This window comes from Oceanobacillus luteolus (assembly GCF_023715655.1).
GTDB lineage: Bacteria > Bacillota > Bacilli > Bacillales > Amphibacillaceae > Oceanobacillus > Oceanobacillus luteolus.
The window spans coordinates 23,489-37,438 of the sequence record NZ_JAMBON010000002.1 but is presented as its reverse complement, the minus strand read 5'-3'; the positions used below and the strand labels follow the sequence as shown (position 1 = coordinate 37,438).

The 13,950-nt window shown below is 38.0% G+C and carries 20 protein-coding genes and 1 tRNA gene; 6 read left to right on the top strand and 15 right to left on the bottom strand.

The window, feature by feature from the left end; genetic code table 11:
• Positions 1–8: 8 nt before the first annotated feature.
• The 8 genes from M3210_RS02825 to M3210_RS02790 all read right to left on the bottom strand — a co-directional run bounded on the left by M3210_RS02825 (position 9) and on the right by M3210_RS02790 (position 3,136).
• The gene (locus M3210_RS02825; RefSeq protein ID WP_251511196.1) at positions 9–227 is read right to left on the bottom strand and encodes a YqaI family protein; all 219 of its coding nucleotides are present in this window, start codon (positions 225–227) and stop codon (positions 9–11) included.
• A gap of 305 nt (positions 228–532) precedes the next feature.
• The gene (locus M3210_RS02820) at positions 533–757 is read right to left on the bottom strand and encodes a hypothetical protein (RefSeq protein ID WP_251511195.1); all 225 of its coding nucleotides are present in this window, start codon (positions 755–757) and stop codon (positions 533–535) included.
• Between the two features lie 197 nt (positions 758–954).
• Entirely contained in the window at positions 955–1,206 is a 252-nt protein-coding gene (locus M3210_RS02815) for a hypothetical protein (RefSeq protein WP_251511194.1), read from the bottom strand.
• A complete protein-coding gene (locus M3210_RS02810; protein ID WP_251511192.1) occupies positions 1,203–1,487 on the bottom strand; it encodes a helix-turn-helix domain-containing protein in 285 nt (94 codons plus the stop codon). The genes M3210_RS02815 and M3210_RS02810 overlap by 4 nt, the downstream gene beginning before the upstream one ends.
• Before the next feature lie 108 nt (positions 1,488–1,595).
• The gene (locus M3210_RS02805; RefSeq protein ID WP_251511191.1) at positions 1,596–1,880 is read right to left on the bottom strand and encodes a helix-turn-helix domain-containing protein; all 285 of its coding nucleotides are present in this window, start codon (positions 1,878–1,880) and stop codon (positions 1,596–1,598) included.
• Complete coding sequence (locus M3210_RS02800; RefSeq protein WP_251511190.1) at positions 1,881–2,129, bottom strand: hypothetical protein; 249 nt, start codon at positions 2,127–2,129, stop codon at positions 1,881–1,883.
• The gene (locus M3210_RS02795; RefSeq protein WP_251511189.1) at positions 2,130–2,903 is read right to left on the bottom strand and encodes a phage antirepressor KilAC domain-containing protein; all 774 of its coding nucleotides are present in this window, start codon (positions 2,901–2,903) and stop codon (positions 2,130–2,132) included.
• The gene (locus M3210_RS02790) at positions 2,903–3,136 is read right to left on the bottom strand and encodes a helix-turn-helix transcriptional regulator (protein ID WP_251511183.1); all 234 of its coding nucleotides are present in this window, start codon (positions 3,134–3,136) and stop codon (positions 2,903–2,905) included. Before M3210_RS02790 ends, M3210_RS02795 begins: the two co-directional genes overlap by 1 nt.
• A gap of 155 nt (positions 3,137–3,291) precedes the next feature.
• Between M3210_RS02790 and M3210_RS02785 the strand changes: the two genes are divergently transcribed.
• From M3210_RS02785 to M3210_RS02765, 5 genes are all read left to right on the top strand, one after another.
• Positions 3,292–3,741, top strand: a complete 450-nt coding sequence (locus M3210_RS02785) for a helix-turn-helix domain-containing protein (RefSeq protein ID WP_251511710.1) — start codon at positions 3,292–3,294, stop codon at positions 3,739–3,741.
• 81 nt (positions 3,742–3,822) lie between these two features.
• Positions 3,823–4,509 carry a hypothetical protein gene (locus M3210_RS02780; protein WP_251511181.1) on the top strand — a complete coding sequence of 229 codons (687 nt, stop codon included), beginning with the start codon at positions 3,823–3,825 and terminating at the stop codon, positions 4,507–4,509.
• A gap of 12 nt (positions 4,510–4,521) precedes the next feature.
• Complete coding sequence (locus M3210_RS02775; protein WP_251511179.1) at positions 4,522–4,683, top strand: hypothetical protein; 162 nt, start codon at positions 4,522–4,524, stop codon at positions 4,681–4,683.
• 588 nt (positions 4,684–5,271) lie between these two features.
• Entirely contained in the window at positions 5,272–5,715 is a 444-nt protein-coding gene (locus M3210_RS02770) for an ImmA/IrrE family metallo-endopeptidase (RefSeq protein WP_251511177.1), read from the top strand.
• Positions 5,696–6,859 (top strand): site-specific integrase, encoded by a 1,164-nt coding sequence (locus M3210_RS02765; RefSeq protein ID WP_251511174.1) that lies wholly within the window; start codon positions 5,696–5,698, stop codon positions 6,857–6,859. Before M3210_RS02770 ends, M3210_RS02765 begins: the two co-directional genes overlap by 20 nt.
• 102 nt (positions 6,860–6,961) lie before the next feature.
• Here M3210_RS02765 and M3210_RS02760 read toward each other — a convergent pair.
• A tRNA-Arg gene (locus tag M3210_RS02760) sits at positions 6,962–7,037 on the bottom strand.
• Between the two features lie 346 nt (positions 7,038–7,383).
• Between M3210_RS02760 and clpP the strand changes: the two genes are divergently transcribed.
• Positions 7,384–7,980, top strand: a complete 597-nt coding sequence (gene clpP / locus M3210_RS02755; protein WP_251511172.1) for an ATP-dependent Clp endopeptidase proteolytic subunit ClpP — start codon at positions 7,384–7,386, stop codon at positions 7,978–7,980.
• 47 nt (positions 7,981–8,027) lie between these two features.
• Here the strand turns inward: clpP and M3210_RS02750 are convergent, their stop codons facing one another.
• From M3210_RS02750 to M3210_RS02725, 6 genes are all read right to left on the bottom strand, one after another.
• Entirely contained in the window at positions 8,028–8,282 is a 255-nt protein-coding gene (locus M3210_RS02750) for an HPr family phosphocarrier protein (protein ID WP_251511170.1), read from the bottom strand.
• Positions 8,283–8,544: 262 nt separating this feature from the next.
• Positions 8,545–9,495 (bottom strand): DNA-binding protein WhiA, encoded by a 951-nt coding sequence (whiA, locus tag M3210_RS02745; RefSeq protein ID WP_251511167.1) that lies wholly within the window; start codon positions 9,493–9,495, stop codon positions 8,545–8,547.
• A gap of 16 nt (positions 9,496–9,511) precedes the next feature.
• Complete coding sequence (locus tag M3210_RS02740; RefSeq protein WP_251511165.1) at positions 9,512–10,471, bottom strand: gluconeogenesis factor YvcK family protein; 960 nt, start codon at positions 10,469–10,471, stop codon at positions 9,512–9,514.
• Between the two features lie 3 nt (positions 10,472–10,474).
• Complete coding sequence (gene rapZ, locus M3210_RS02735) at positions 10,475–11,362, bottom strand: RNase adapter RapZ (protein WP_251511707.1); 888 nt, start codon at positions 11,360–11,362, stop codon at positions 10,475–10,477.
• Positions 11,363–11,770: 408 nt separating this feature from the next.
• Entirely contained in the window at positions 11,771–12,724 is a 954-nt protein-coding gene (gene trxB / locus M3210_RS02730; RefSeq protein ID WP_251511163.1) for a thioredoxin-disulfide reductase, read from the bottom strand.
• A gap of 142 nt (positions 12,725–12,866) precedes the next feature.
• Positions 12,867–13,862 (bottom strand): tetratricopeptide repeat protein, encoded by a 996-nt coding sequence (locus tag M3210_RS02725; protein ID WP_251511160.1) that lies wholly within the window; start codon positions 13,860–13,862, stop codon positions 12,867–12,869.
• Positions 13,863–13,950: the final 88 nt, after the last annotated feature.

Genomic DNA, 13,950 nt, shown 5'->3' with positions numbered 1-13,950 from the left:
TCCTCGTTTTATTTTGCAATCTTATAGATCGCTCCATGCTGTTCCAAAATCTCCCTAGCATCAGACGACAACTCTTCAACTACATAAACTTCTTCCATGAATTCTAGAATTTCATCACCGGACAAGATTTCATTTCCTAATCCATCCGTGCCCCAATCTTCACGTTTGGCGCTGTATGGATAACCTGTACGTTCAATCTGCGTAATTGCTGGATGTTCTAATCCCATGTTTACACCTCCTAAAAACAAATAAATGTAATTGATACAACTGAAACTGAAATGATAATAGCTCCCAAGGCACTGCCTGGAACTAAATCAGTATCCAACAAGTTAATCCTCCTTTCCTATGTAGTGGATTAATCATCCCTTTTGCGAGCAAGAGCCGGGGGAATGGAGAGTGAGAGAGGTATGAAACTCCTGCCCGCAAAAGGAAGGACTAAGCCTTCCAAATGATATTTAGTTGTGGTAAAATAGAATCAAACGTAATTGTTTTAATCCAATAATTTTTTGTGACTCACGTGGCCAAACGTGGGTCATTTTTCTTTCCAAAAGATACATTTGTCTAAATCTGCGTATGTTAAATCATTTTTATAACGTTCTTCAAAACTCGTTTCCTCTTTACGTGAATCCACTGGAAATACTGTGAATAATATTCGTTCCTCATCCCTAAAAGAAACGTTTGATAAACCTCCATCTTCATACCAACTAATCATCAGTAAGGGATACTCCCTGCCCCACAACTTGATATAAGCTCTCATCGTTTAACCTCCCTTCCACACACAATGCATCTATTCGTATAAAAGCTATAACGATGTTTCTTCCTAAACCTACAATCAAACCAATGCTTGAATCTCTTCATTACTGACCTCCTAACCGTTATTAATCACTAGAAAATTTAAAACGATCACTGTAACGATAAACAATCCAATGAAAAACCAATCCTCAAATTTTTCACTCACATCGGATACCACCCTTGCGGCTTAGTTAATAAATGGTGTAAATACAATTCTGTTGTTTCATCCTTGCGTACAGCTAGAGCGTTTATATCAGTTAGTGCATTCAATAGATTGTTGCTTATTCGTTTAACGTTAGCCTTGTCGCCTTTCCTTTCATACGACTCAATCAGTTTCAAACTCGTAACGATGTTATAGAACGCTAGCTTTGCAGCTGGTATATCCCCTGGTAAAAAGTGCTCTTCGAAATTCATAGAATCCCTCCTAAAAATGCGATTGTTCCTGTTATTAGTGCTGTTGCACCAGATGTGACTAGTGTGGCTGTAACATCAATCCCTGCATAAAGCGCCATCAAGACGTCTGGATTGTTGGTAGCTCGACACCACTTGATTAGATCTACTGCTTTTAATTCCATTCTGTTATTTTCTAGGCGGGACACGTTGCTTCTCGACATATGTAATTTCTCTGCCATTTCTTCTTGACTTATGTCCGCAACGACCCGCATTTTCCGTAAGACTGACCCGAATTCCACCATTTCACCCCCCTTATGTGCAGATTCTGCACGTGTGTTCCAAGGGTTGGGCAGTAAGTTCATGCTGTCCGTCATATAATGTAAGTACCAACCCCTCAGTTGGTTGTTTTGCTAGATTGCTTGATTGGTTTGTTGCTCTATCCAGTTCATCAGAGCATTGTATGGTATTCGGATTTTCTGACCATCTTTTATTGCAGGAAATCCGTTATGCTCTGACTGGCGACATAGTTCATATGCGGATGTTCTACCAATTCTCAGGATTTCCGCAGCTTCCGGTACAGTTAAGAATCTTGGAGTTTCTTTATATCCGTGAGACTCGAGTAAGCGCTCAATATCCCTCAAATGCTTCTCGTTCTCTTCTCGGATGATTTGGCGGAGTGCTTCTTCCATGGACATTTATTCCACCTCCGGCTGCACTCTGATGTATTCTAGTGCTTCCATTAATGAATCAATTTCGTTGCCACTTAAATAAATTTCAGTGACACTAGACGGTTTTAACTTAGTTTCATGTTCAGTAGATTTCTCTTGATCAATCTCGTATTCTGTTACAGCAAGTGCGTACATTTCAGTGTCGTGGTGATATTCAATGTCAACAGATGAATGACAATCCCAAAATAATAGTTCCAATTTTTTATGAGTGTTCATTTAAACAACCTCCTGTTGATTTAAGAATTTATTAATAAAATATATTTGGCCCTTTCCAGTAACTTTAGGTGTACGAGTTTTTTTCATTTCGCCATTGGATCCTGTTCTTAATCCATGTTTGGTAACCATCACACCTAAATCGAGACTTCTTTGAGTTGGAGTGTTCCATAATTCACCTTTCTGTTTACACAAATAACCGTTATTTCGTAGCCATTCGAAAAGTCTGTTCGTTCCGATATCAACACCTTTTTGTTTTAAAACTGTAGCTAAATCTTTTACCAGTACGGTATCTTCTGAAACAGCAACCGCATCAGCGTAAACAACTTTCGGTTTTTGTAATTGAATTGTTTTTTCAGCTTCAATACGTTTTTGTTGTTCTTCTTTAAGGTTGGTTGCTAGTTGAATTATTGTGTCGGGATTCAATAGAGCTTGTTCGATTGTTTCCGGTGTCATGTATGCGCCGTGTTTTCGGATCGACGGAATGACTTCGATTGCTAGCCAATCTTGAAATTTTTCAGCTAACTCGTTTGAGGCTTTGAAAGCTAGCTTGTAAACAAGTGGTTCTGGGATAAAATCGCCTTTCCCAACTTGTTGGGAAATGTATTTTTCTAAATACCGATTGACAGTTTCCCACCTGATGTATTCTTTGTTGTTTTTAACTTGAGTGAATCCTAAGCTTTTTGCTACATGATCAATTTCAAATAACACCTGGCCATCTTTTAATTTTGCTGAAACTTTAAATAAATCATTTTGAAAAACCTGCAATTGGTTCATTAGATTGCCTCCTTCGTGTCATTGCTTGACACAGATTTATTAAAAAAAATATCACCTATAGACAAATCGAAGAACTCGCATACTTTTAACATTGTTTTGGCACTCGGGTTATACTCCATATTCTCTATCTTCGAAAGAGAAGTACGCTCAATGCCAAGGAAATCTGCAAGCTCTTGTTGATTTATTTTTCTTTCTTTTCTAAGTTGTTTTATCTTGTTGTGAAGTACTGTCATATCACTACCTCCTTCTACCATATACTTAGAACAATGTGTTGTGTTGTGTCTTAACACTATAATACCATCTTTGTGTCACTTGTCAACACTTATCTTAAATTAATTTATTTTTGTGTCGTTATGCGCTACAATGGGAGGTGAATAGAGTGGTGATAATGATGGAAGAAAAGAAAACCTCAAATAAATTCGGGGAATTTTTAAAAGCGTACAGAACAGAAGAAAAGAACATGAGTCTTCGTGACTTTGCAGACTTGATAGGAATTAGTTTCTCTCACCTCAGTAAAATCGAACGTGGAGAACATGTTCCTTCAAAAACTACAGTATCAATGATTGCAAATGCTCTAGGACTAGAAAAAGACAAATTGTTTTTATTAGCTGGTTATGTGAGTGAAAATTATTCTTCTGGATTAGATGCCTTCTTTCCTTACATTGAAGATGAAGACGAAGACGCTAAAAGAAAAGCAGCAATTATAGATAAAATAAAAAAAGAGTTCCCGGATGCTGACCTTATGTTTAACGATCTAGCAAGCTTTACTGCGGATGACATGCAAGATGTTTATGATTATATTAAGTTTAAAAAGAGTCAAAAGGAAATTGATAAGTAATGAAGGGAGTGATGCTTGGGGGTAGCATCAAAAATACATAGGAGCAACGTCAATCTAGCCAAATTTAAGGGGGAAGTTGTAATGAAAAAACTATTACTTATATTTGTTTTGTTTCTTTCTTTGGTTATAGCCGCTTGTGGAGATAGCGAGGATAATGCAGATTCAAACGATGCATCTGGTGCATCAGATGAAACGACAGAGGAAGTTGAAGAGACAGCTGATAAAAGTGAAGATGCAACAGAAGAAGAGAATGAAGAGGAAGATACAAACGAAAATAAAACTGCAGAAGGTCACAAAATTGGCGATGTTATTACTAACGAAGCCGGGGAGTCTACTCTAGTGAGCCTCACTAATGATGTTGGAACATTTGAGTCAGGCCCAATTGTATTAACGATTGAAAAAGCTAACGGCGTTTCGATGAATGTGAGTGATGAATTTGTTGATATGTTCGGCGGTGAGGAATTAGAATATATCCAAGTTGATATGACGGTAGAAAACACATCCGAAGATCATATTACTTTTTATGCATCACAAGCAGTAATGACAACTAGCACCGGAGAACAAATAGAACCAGACATGCTAATGAGCGACCATATTGATGGTGAATATCTAGGGTCTGTAACAAAATCCGGAACATCGTTTTATATCCTAGAGAACTCAAAAGCAGAAGATGTAGAATCAATCAAACTGTTTTATGATGCAGCAATTGATGAAGAGTGGGAAAATGTTGGCGAAAAAATAGAAGTCGAAATACCTTTAAATAAGTGAGGAATTAGCTAAGTGAAAATAATATCAATCATCTTACTTATAGTTGGTGTTGTAGGACTTTTTCTTTCAATGTTAATGTATGGCGATATCGGTATAGCAGCAGGAATCGGTTCCGTTACTGCTATTTTAAGTGGAATAGGATTCATATTAATAAATAAACAAATCAACAACTAATTATTAGGGTGTGCAAATAAATGTACGCCTAATACATAAGAAAGAGACTGCCCCACTATAAAGTAATTTATAGTCGCAAACCGGATGAATTCATGGAAAACCTAAGTCGTAAGATACGGCAACCATGAGCCAAGCCAGATGAAATCCCTTGTTGTAGTCTGGAAGGTGCAACGCATAGGTGGTGAGGATGGATAACCGATAATCTGCCCACGAGCGTCCGGCATCCTAATAGGATGATGAGATATGCTGGACTTTATGGAAACATAAAGAGGCCCCGGATAAAAAGCCAGGGCGATAACAAGTCGAACTTCGATAAACTCGTAAATACGGACTTAACCGATAGAATTGCACCACTCACAACGATTGCAGAGCAAGTTTCAACAATCGTTGAACCGCTGAGCAGCTTACCAAAACTAAACATCGATCTAGGAGTTGATGCAGAAATCGGAAAAGCAATGAGTAATCTGGGTAAATTCTCTTTCTTTTATTATACCACTTTAACTATTAATTATGACAGGTGTGCATTTATTTGTACGCCTTATCTTTTACACTTGAACAGAACATACATTCTACAAATAGGAGGTTGTCATGTACACGCACCTAGAGGATTATATCAGAGAACTTTTAAGCACCATTAAAGTCCACAGTCCTCCTGACCTTACAATTGAAAATGTGGCTTCAAAACTCAAATTAGAAGTCGTGTATAGGAGAAAGTCTTATCGTTTTGGTAATGAAATTATTCTGCAACCGGGGACTGAACAGCAGGAATGGCAATTGTTTGGCCATGAGTTGTGTCACTATCTCAGACATGCAGGAACGCAATTATTGATGCATCCCCTATTCATCGACTTACAGGAGTATCAAGCAAATTATTTCGCTTACCATTTCTGCGTACCGACATTCATGCTAGAACAATTTAAGGAGGTGAATCACTATGAAATAATGGAAAATTTTAATGTAGAAGAAGGATTTGCACTACGAAGGCTAGAAATGTATGAAAGGAAGATGTTACTTGCGTGGTCACGTTGCTAAAAAAGGTGACAGGTATTATGTAGTTGTGGATTTAGGGAGGGATCACCGGAATAAACGTAAACAAAAATGGTTTTCTGGTTACTCCAGAAAGAAAGATGCAGAAAAAGATTTACCTCGAATTTTAAATGAATTAGAAAAAGGCTATAAAGAGCCAGAGAATATAACTTTAGAGGAATACTTCAACCAATGGCTCTCTCGTAAGAAAAGAAACGTCCAGCCGGGGACATATGAGCATTATGAATCGTATATGCGTACTCACATCATTCCGGGACTAGGACACCTAAAAATAAGTAAATTGGAGCCATATCACGTGGAATCCTTTATGGATGAAGTACATGATAAAGATTTATCTCAGCGTAGCAAAAAACATATATTCCGAATATTGTCATCTGCCTTAAAAAGTGGTAAAAGATACGGCATCAAAGAAGTAATTATGGAAGATATCGAAGCCCCTAAAGTAAACAGAAAGCAAATTGAATATTGGACCCATGAAGAAGTTAATAAATTTATGGGCAGTCTAAAAAGTAAGAATCATGCGATGCCTATTATTTTAGCTTTAGCTACTGGAATGCGACGTGGGGAAATTCTTGGTTTGAAATGGTCTCATGTTGATCTAGAAAATAAAAAAATATCCGTCTTTAATCAGTTGAAAAAAGATGATGATGGTAAGTGGACCATATCCCCTCAATTAAAGACAAGTACAAGCTACAGGACAATTGATATTGATGATGATACCATAGAGCTTCTGAAAGCACATCAACGCCAACAGACGAAAGATAAAATGAAAATCGGGTCAGATTACATTGATTTAGATTTAGTCTGTGCAACATCGACTGGCGACACTATCAAACCAACTTATCTAAGGACCGTTTTTAATCGGACAATCAAAAAGAGTGGAGTTAGAAAAATAAGCTTTCACGGATTAAGACATACTCACGCTACTCTATTATTACAAAATGGTGTGCATCCGAAAGTTGTTCAGGAAAGATTAGGGCACCGATCTATTCAAACAACATTAGATACGTACTCACATATTATTCCTGGCATCCAAGAAATAGCTGCAACAAGTATTCAACAATCACTATACGGAAAGAAAAATACGGAGCCGGAAAACGTTGTTCCGATAGCCAAAAATAATGACTAAAAAAGTATTTCGGAACCCGAAGGTTAGAAGATTGTTAGAAGAAAAGAAAAAAGACAAGGGATGAAAGTGACTTCAAACCCTTGTCAATACTGACTTTATAAGCGCGCCCAGAGGGATTCGAACCCCCGACAAACCTGGTACCGGAAACCAGTGCTCTATCCAGCTGAGCTATGGGCACATGTATAAATTTCGAACGCAAATTATATTATAACGTTTATTTTGTAGACTTTCAAGCTTTTTTCCAAGTATACTAATATTAAAGGGAAACTTTTCATTAAATATGGATCGTTCCCTGTGAATTCCCGAACTACAGAATAAGGGTTTTGCTGATTGATTATCTCTCCCCTATTCAGTGGTGTGGGCGTTAACATAAGATACATTCCTTGTTTATAAAATTTAAAAACGGGAATGCTAGCATTTAGTCTGTTTTTTTTGGAACGCTTTCGTTTGACCTTTTTTGACCAATGTTATATGATGAATTTAGAAAGCGAACGATAACTATCTAAAACAAGGAGGATATGTTTATGAATTTAGTACCTACAGTAATTGAACAAACAAACCGTGGTGAACGCGCATATGATATTTATTCCAGATTATTAAAGGACCGTATCATTTTACTCGGAAGCGCTATCGACGATAACGTAGCAAACTCTATTGTTGCCCAGCTTCTATTCTTGGAGGCGGAGGATCCAGGTAAGGATATCTCCCTATACATCAACTCTCCTGGTGGATCCATCACTGCTGGAATGGCAATCTATGATACAATGAACTTCATTAAATCAGATGTATCCACTATTTGTATCGGTATGGCTGCTTCAATGGGTGCATTCCTGCTTGCAGCTGGAGAAAAAGGCAAACGCTTTGCACTTCCAAACAGTGAAATCATGATTCATCAACCGTTAGGTGGAGCTCAAGGTCAAGCAACTGATATTGAGATTCATGCAAAACGTATTATTGAAATCAAGAGACGCATGAATGAAATCTTAGCGGACAAAACAGGTCAACCACTTGAAGTAATTGAACGTGATACCGAGCGTGATAACTTCATGACAGCAGAACGCTCTGTAGAATATGGTTTGATTGATAAAATTCTTGAACGTAAAGCAGATGAAAGTAAATAATTTAGCAAATGAAAATCCCTTTCAATAGAAAGGGATTTTTTTATCTTTTATTTTTTTGTGACGAAGGATACTAAATGATTTAATGCAACCTCTTCATCTGGCCCATCAGCAATTATTTTGATTTCTTCTCCGTTCGCGATGGCTAGACTCATAAGTCCCATAATACTTTTCGCATTTACCTTCTTCCCATCTTTTTCTAAAAATAAATGCGAAGAATAACGGTTTGCCTCCTGTACAAATTGTGCAGCAGGTCTGGCCTGTAGACCTGAATCTAAGCCCACCTTCACTGAATTCTCTACCAACTCGACTCATCCTCCCTGAAGTTTAGAAAACGCTACCAATTTCTCTCTTTCCGTAAAAAAGTTAAGATTCATATAAGCCAATAGCTACATTTGTGGTTTGGATTCAACGGGAATCCAAACCACAGTTGCCTTAACGACTTACATGGCTGTAGCTTTTCATATTTATCTTTTATTGCTTAATATTATAATACAACGACTGATGTCATTTAAATTTTTTAATTATCTGTATTATATCATGAAATTCCGAGAAAGAGAATAGGATTTATTTATTTACAATAACTTCACCTTGGCGAATCTTATCCGCGAATTCATCGATTTTCTTTAATCGGTGATTCACACCGGATTTTGATATCTTTCCGCTTTTGACAAGTTCACCTAGTTCTTTTAACGAAACATCCTCATTCTCCAACCGTAATACCGCGATTTCTTGCAGTTTTTCTGGTAATTGATCCAGTCCAACCGTCCTTTCAATCAATTTGATATTCTCAATCTGTCTAAAAGCCGCACCAATTGTTTTGTTTAGATTGGCAGTTTCGCAATTGACCAAGCGGTTCACAGAATTGCGCATATCCCGGACAATACGGACATCTTCAAACTTAAATAACGCATTATGGGCACCAATAACACCGAGAAACTCAGTTATCTTTTCCGCTTCTTTAATATATACGATATGCCCATGCTTTCTTTCCAATGTTTTTGATTTCAACCCAAATGTATTTAATAGTTCGCAGAGCGAAGTATTATGCTCCTCATGAAAGTTATAAATCTCAAGATGGTAAGAGGAGGTTTCTGGATTATTGACTGATCCACCAGCTAAAAACGCTCCTCGTAAATAAGCACGTTTCAATTGCTCATCTTCAAAGATTGCCGGCGAAATGGTTCGATTTATCTCCAGGTGCTCCTTCATGATCCCTAAATCCTTCAGTGTATTCCGCACCTGTTCTTTCAGTCTGACGATATAGATATTATTCTTTTTCAGTTTCATTTTCTTCCGTACAAGTACTTCAATTGGAACCTGATAATTATTTTTGACCAGCGTGTAAATTCTTCTCGCAATCGCTGCATTTTCTGTTTGTACATCAAGGGAATAGCGTTGTCTCGAAATGGAAATTACACCATTCATACGGATTAATGCGGCAAGCTCCGCCTTCTGGATTGGTTCATCTGTTTCAATTGTCGTCAGTTCTTTTTTTATTTGTGCAGCAAAGGACATCGCGTTTCCCCCTCCTTTACTTTGTTAATAAGGAATAAAGCAGCTTTGCTATTTTATCCGTATCGTGGCGGACAGTCGGATACTGTTTATCAACAATATCTTCCTCCACGACATCCAGACCTAGTGAAACTAGTTTTTCAATGTCATAAATTACTGGCTCTGCATTTTCTTCCGCATATTTTTCCAGAACATTTCCTTTAATCGGTTCATTATGTACGATTATTGTCTGAACAATGCCTCGACCTATATGCCGAATGATTGCTTCAACATGATCGCTAGCTGTAAAACCAGTCGTCTCACCGGGTTGAGTCATCAGATTACAGACGTACACAATTTTTGCACTGGTCATCTCCAAGGCTTCTTGGACGCTTGGTACAATCAGATTTGGCATGATACTAGTATAAAGGCTTCCTGGTCCAATAACGACCAAATCCGCATCTATGATCGCCTGCACAGCATGGCTGAATGGCTTAGCTGGTTCTGGACTTAAAAATACGCGATCAATTTTCTTACGTGAAAGGGGAATATTGGATTCTCCGGAAATGATTGTGCCATCTTCCATTTTAGCATGAAGAGAAAGATTTTCAGTGGAAATAGGATAAATCGTACCTTTTACGTTTAAAACACGGGAAATCTCTTTTACACCATCATAAAAGTCCCCTGTTACGGATGTCATTGCAGCAAGCAACAGATTTCCAAGGGAGTGCCCCGACAATCCATTCCCTACTTCAAATCGGTGTTGAAACAGTTCAATCAGCATTGGTTCGGCATCAGACAACGCGGCGATTACATTACGGATATCTCCAGGCGCAGGTATGGCCATTTCATTCCGTAATCTACCGGTGCTCCCTCCGTCATCTGCCACAGTCACAACTGCAATTAAATCGATTGGTAAGTTTTTAAGGCCACGGAGAAGGACAGGCATTCCTGTCCCCCCTCCAATGGCGACCACTTTAGGTAGCTTCTTTTTACTCATCCATTAACTTCCCTTTCTCTTATCAATATCGCGATGGCTGATATGGGTAATATAATTTGTAGATAATTCCTTGGCAAAGTGTTCAGCTAGAGCAACGGAGCGATGTTGTCCCCCAGTACATCCAATCGCAATAACGAGTTGAGATTTTCCTTCTTTCTTATATTGAGGAAGCATGAATTCTAATAAATCCATCACCTTATCTATGAATTTTTGTGTGTCCGACCATTTAAATACATAAGAAGAGACTTCTTGATTCAGTCCTGTCAATGGTTGAAGATGACCAACATAATGAGGGTTAGGCAGGAAACGCACATCAAAAACCAAATCCGCATCAATTGGTATTCCATATTTAAATCCGAAAGAAACCATATTAACCGAAAATATTTCTTGATCGTCTTCTGAATATATTTTTAAGATTTTATCTCGGAGTTCCCTTGGTTTGAGGTCTGTAGTATCAATAATCCGTTGCGCTCTTCCTCTTAACTCATCCAAAATTTCCCGTTCTTGTTTGATGCCGGTAAGGGGAAGTCCACCAACAGCTAATGGATGTGAACGTCTGGTTTCTTTGTAACGGCTGACAAGTGAGGTATCTTTGGCATCCAAAAACAGAATGTGTTCTTTGATCCAGTCTTCTTCACCTAATTTATCCAACGCTTCGAACAACGTATCAAAGAATTCTCGTCCGCGTAGATCCATCACTAAAGCAACTTTTGTAATGTTATTAGTGGAGTCCTTCATCAATTCGAGAAATTTAGGAAGCAGAGTCGGCGGCAGGTTATCTACACAATAAAACCCTAGATCCTCAAAGCTCTGAACGGCTACTGTTTTACCTGCTCCAGACATTCCCGTAATAATGACCAAACTCGTCTCCTTATTCAGTTCTTGTTCCATCTCTGTCATTTGTATCGCTCTCCTTTAGAGGAACTGTATTGTATCTATTCTACTCCTTATCATTACTATGCAGCATGAAAAGAGTTTTAACTATATTTATTAAATTTTACTGGAGATATAACAATATTATATGCAGTAAAATTGTTGCAGCGAAAAAGTTATCTTTGCTTTACTCTATTATACAACGAATCTCCATGATTCAACAATATTTCTTGATTTTCTCGATGATTACCCAAGATATGATGAGGAGGGGTCGAAAACGAAAAAAATGCACAGGTATCACAACCTGTGCACAAAAACTAATTTATTTATTAAAAGGGGGTCAATTAGTTATTTATAGTGTACCCAATTAATGTTGCGAACTCATTACAACAGCGTTAAGAAGTAATGACTTTTCGTAAATAATTATCAGGATTTAGTCGTATCGATTGTTTCAGGCAAACTTTCAACATAACTTATTGCCTCTTCTGCTGCGATACTGCCGTCTCCTGTAGCTGTCACTATTTGTCGTAATTTCTTATCACGAATATCCCCAGCCGCGAAAACTCCCGGAACTTTTGTTGCCATATTCTCATCTGTAAGGATATATCCCTCGTCGTTTGTGATGCCAAGTGATTGGAAAGGCTCGCTTAATGGTACAGTTCCGATGTAAATGAACACACCATCTGCCGAAAAGTCAGACTCTTCACCCGTTTTGCGATTTTCCAATGTAACACTCGACACTTTTCCGTCTGTCCCGTTGATTTCTTTTACAACCGTATCCCAAATAAAGTCGATCTTATCATTTTTGAATGCTCGATCCTGAAGAATCTTTTGTGCTCTTAATTCATCACGACGGTGAATGATTGTCACTTTGCTCGCAAACTTCGTAAGGTACATTCCTTCTTCAACCGCTGAATCCCCACCACCGACTACGACAAGATGTCTTTCTTTAAAGAAAGCTCCGTCACATACAGCACAGTAAGAAACTCCACGTCCAGATAATTCTTCCTCACCTGGGATGCCGATTTTTTTATATTCCGCACCCGTTGCAATGATCAATGCTTTTGTTTTGTATTCTTTGTTACTCGTTACAATCGTTTTGTAGTCACCATTGTCGATGACTTCTTTAATATCGCCATAAGCATATTCTGCTCCGAACTTTTTTGCATGTTCAAACATTTTATTGGATAAATCCGGACCTAGAACATGATCAAATCCCGGATAGTTTTCCACGTCTTCTGTGTTTGCCATCTGCCCACCGGGTATTCCCCGTTCAATCATCAATGTATTCAGGTTTGCACGTGATGCATATACAGCTGCGGTCATTCCAGCCGGTCCAGCTCCAGCTATAATCACATCATACAGTTGTTCTTCAGACATATTTATCGCCTCTTTTTAATATTATTGTTCTCATTTTCATGATATCTATCAATAAAATACCACGTTCAGCAATATGCTCCAACGCGGCATCATACTCATATTCAGCTTATAATAATTTAATATTCGTCGTCTATTTATCTGCTCACGATTCCTGCCAAGGGGCTGAATGATTGTTGAGAGCACGATGCTTCATACACCCTTCCTCCCACGTATTCTTAGCAAGCTCTATTTTTTCTAGCTTGTAGGCAGAAATGCTGAACCATTTGAAGTAAGATAAATGACCCCGAGCCATACTTCGATTTATCCTTCTGAAGCGCTGATAAGCTGCTTGGTAATTTCCTGTTTTTGCGAAAAGTACTGCAAGCCTAATCTGCTGATCCGTATGCAATGGATAAACATTTAATAGCTCGTTGATCTTCGCTTGACAAGCTTCGTGTTCATCCATCTCAAAATAAAATAGCGCCAAGTTAATTGTACTATGCAAGGTCTGATCTGTTTCTTCCAATGTTTTCTGTTCTAATGCAATCGCCTTTTGTTTGTTGCCTGTATAAAATAAAGCTTGGGCATAATCATGTTTGACAAGGAGATGGTCTGGAAATAGGACTAGCATTTCTTCAATTAACGGCATAGCCTTTTCCCATTCTTCATTTTCAATCAGATAGAAGAGTGTTTCTTGGTATTTTAATAAATCGTCTTCTTCCTCAAATAACCAATCGTCCTCATCATCTTCTTCCATCTCGAAACTGACCATTTCCAGAAGCATATATGCCTCTTCACTAAAATCTCCATCTGGTTCTTTATCCAAATAAAGTTCTGCATACTTCAAGGAATCGTTTAAAAGACCGAGATGAGCATAGTTGTTCGCCAATAAATAATAACAATCATTATAATCATCAGTCTGCAGTACATTATTCAACAATTGGTTTGCAGCATGATATTTGCCGATCTCCGTATACACAATAGAAAGTTGGCAATTATATAAAGGATTTTTCGGATCTGATTCGATTGCTTTTTTCAACCATCTTAAAGAGAGTTCAAATTTTTGCTTTTGAAACGCCTCTACACCTTTTGTGAAATAAAATTCGCCATCCGGGATGAATGGAAGCAGATTATTCACATTCTTTCTCTGTTTATTCATAAGTTTACTCCTAAAATTGACATATGTTCCTAGTATAACATATTTCCCGGTATAGGCGAATGCAGCATATTAAATTGCTGGAAAAAGG

What these genes read in the sequence shown, in the direction of transcription:
- M3210_RS02825 (WP_251511196.1), bottom strand. Translation starts at nt 227, where the DNA reads ATGGGATTAGAACATCCAGCAATTACGCAGATTGAACGTACAGGTTAT.
- M3210_RS02820 (WP_251511195.1), bottom strand. Translation starts at nt 757, where the DNA reads ATGAGAGCTTATATCAAGTTGTGGGGCAGGGAGTATCCCTTACTGATG.
- M3210_RS02815 (WP_251511194.1), bottom strand. Translation starts at nt 1,206, where the DNA reads ATGAATTTCGAAGAGCACTTTTTACCAGGGGATATACCAGCTGCAAAG.
- M3210_RS02810 (WP_251511192.1), bottom strand. Translation starts at nt 1,487, where the DNA reads ATGGTGGAATTCGGGTCAGTCTTACGGAAAATGCGGGTCGTTGCGGAC.
- M3210_RS02805 (WP_251511191.1), bottom strand. Translation starts at nt 1,880, where the DNA reads ATGTCCATGGAAGAAGCACTCCGCCAAATCATCCGAGAAGAGAACGAG.
- M3210_RS02800 (WP_251511190.1), bottom strand. Translation starts at nt 2,129, where the DNA reads ATGAACACTCATAAAAAATTGGAACTATTATTTTGGGATTGTCATTCA.
- M3210_RS02795 (WP_251511189.1), bottom strand. Translation starts at nt 2,903, where the DNA reads ATGAACCAATTGCAGGTTTTTCAAAATGATTTATTTAAAGTTTCAGCA.
- M3210_RS02790 (WP_251511183.1), bottom strand. Translation starts at nt 3,136, where the DNA reads ATGACAGTACTTCACAACAAGATAAAACAACTTAGAAAAGAAAGAAAA.
- M3210_RS02785 (WP_251511710.1), top strand. Translation starts at nt 3,292, where the DNA reads ATGATGGAAGAAAAGAAAACCTCAAATAAATTCGGGGAATTTTTAAAA.
- M3210_RS02780 (WP_251511181.1), top strand. Translation starts at nt 3,823, where the DNA reads ATGAAAAAACTATTACTTATATTTGTTTTGTTTCTTTCTTTGGTTATA.
- M3210_RS02770 (WP_251511177.1), top strand. Translation starts at nt 5,272, where the DNA reads ATGTACACGCACCTAGAGGATTATATCAGAGAACTTTTAAGCACCATT.
- clpP (WP_251511172.1), top strand. Translation starts at nt 7,384, where the DNA reads ATGAATTTAGTACCTACAGTAATTGAACAAACAAACCGTGGTGAACGC.
- whiA (WP_251511167.1), bottom strand. Translation starts at nt 9,495, where the DNA reads ATGTCCTTTGCTGCACAAATAAAAAAAGAACTGACGACAATTGAAACA.
- M3210_RS02740 (WP_251511165.1), bottom strand. Translation starts at nt 10,471, where the DNA reads ATGAGTAAAAAGAAGCTACCTAAAGTGGTCGCCATTGGAGGGGGGACA.
- rapZ (WP_251511707.1), bottom strand. Translation starts at nt 11,362, where the DNA reads ATGGAACAAGAACTGAATAAGGAGACGAGTTTGGTCATTATTACGGGA.
- trxB (WP_251511163.1), bottom strand. Translation starts at nt 12,724, where the DNA reads ATGTCTGAAGAACAACTGTATGATGTGATTATAGCTGGAGCTGGACCG.
- M3210_RS02725 (WP_251511160.1), bottom strand. Translation starts at nt 13,862, where the DNA reads ATGAATAAACAGAGAAAGAATGTGAATAATCTGCTTCCATTCATCCCG.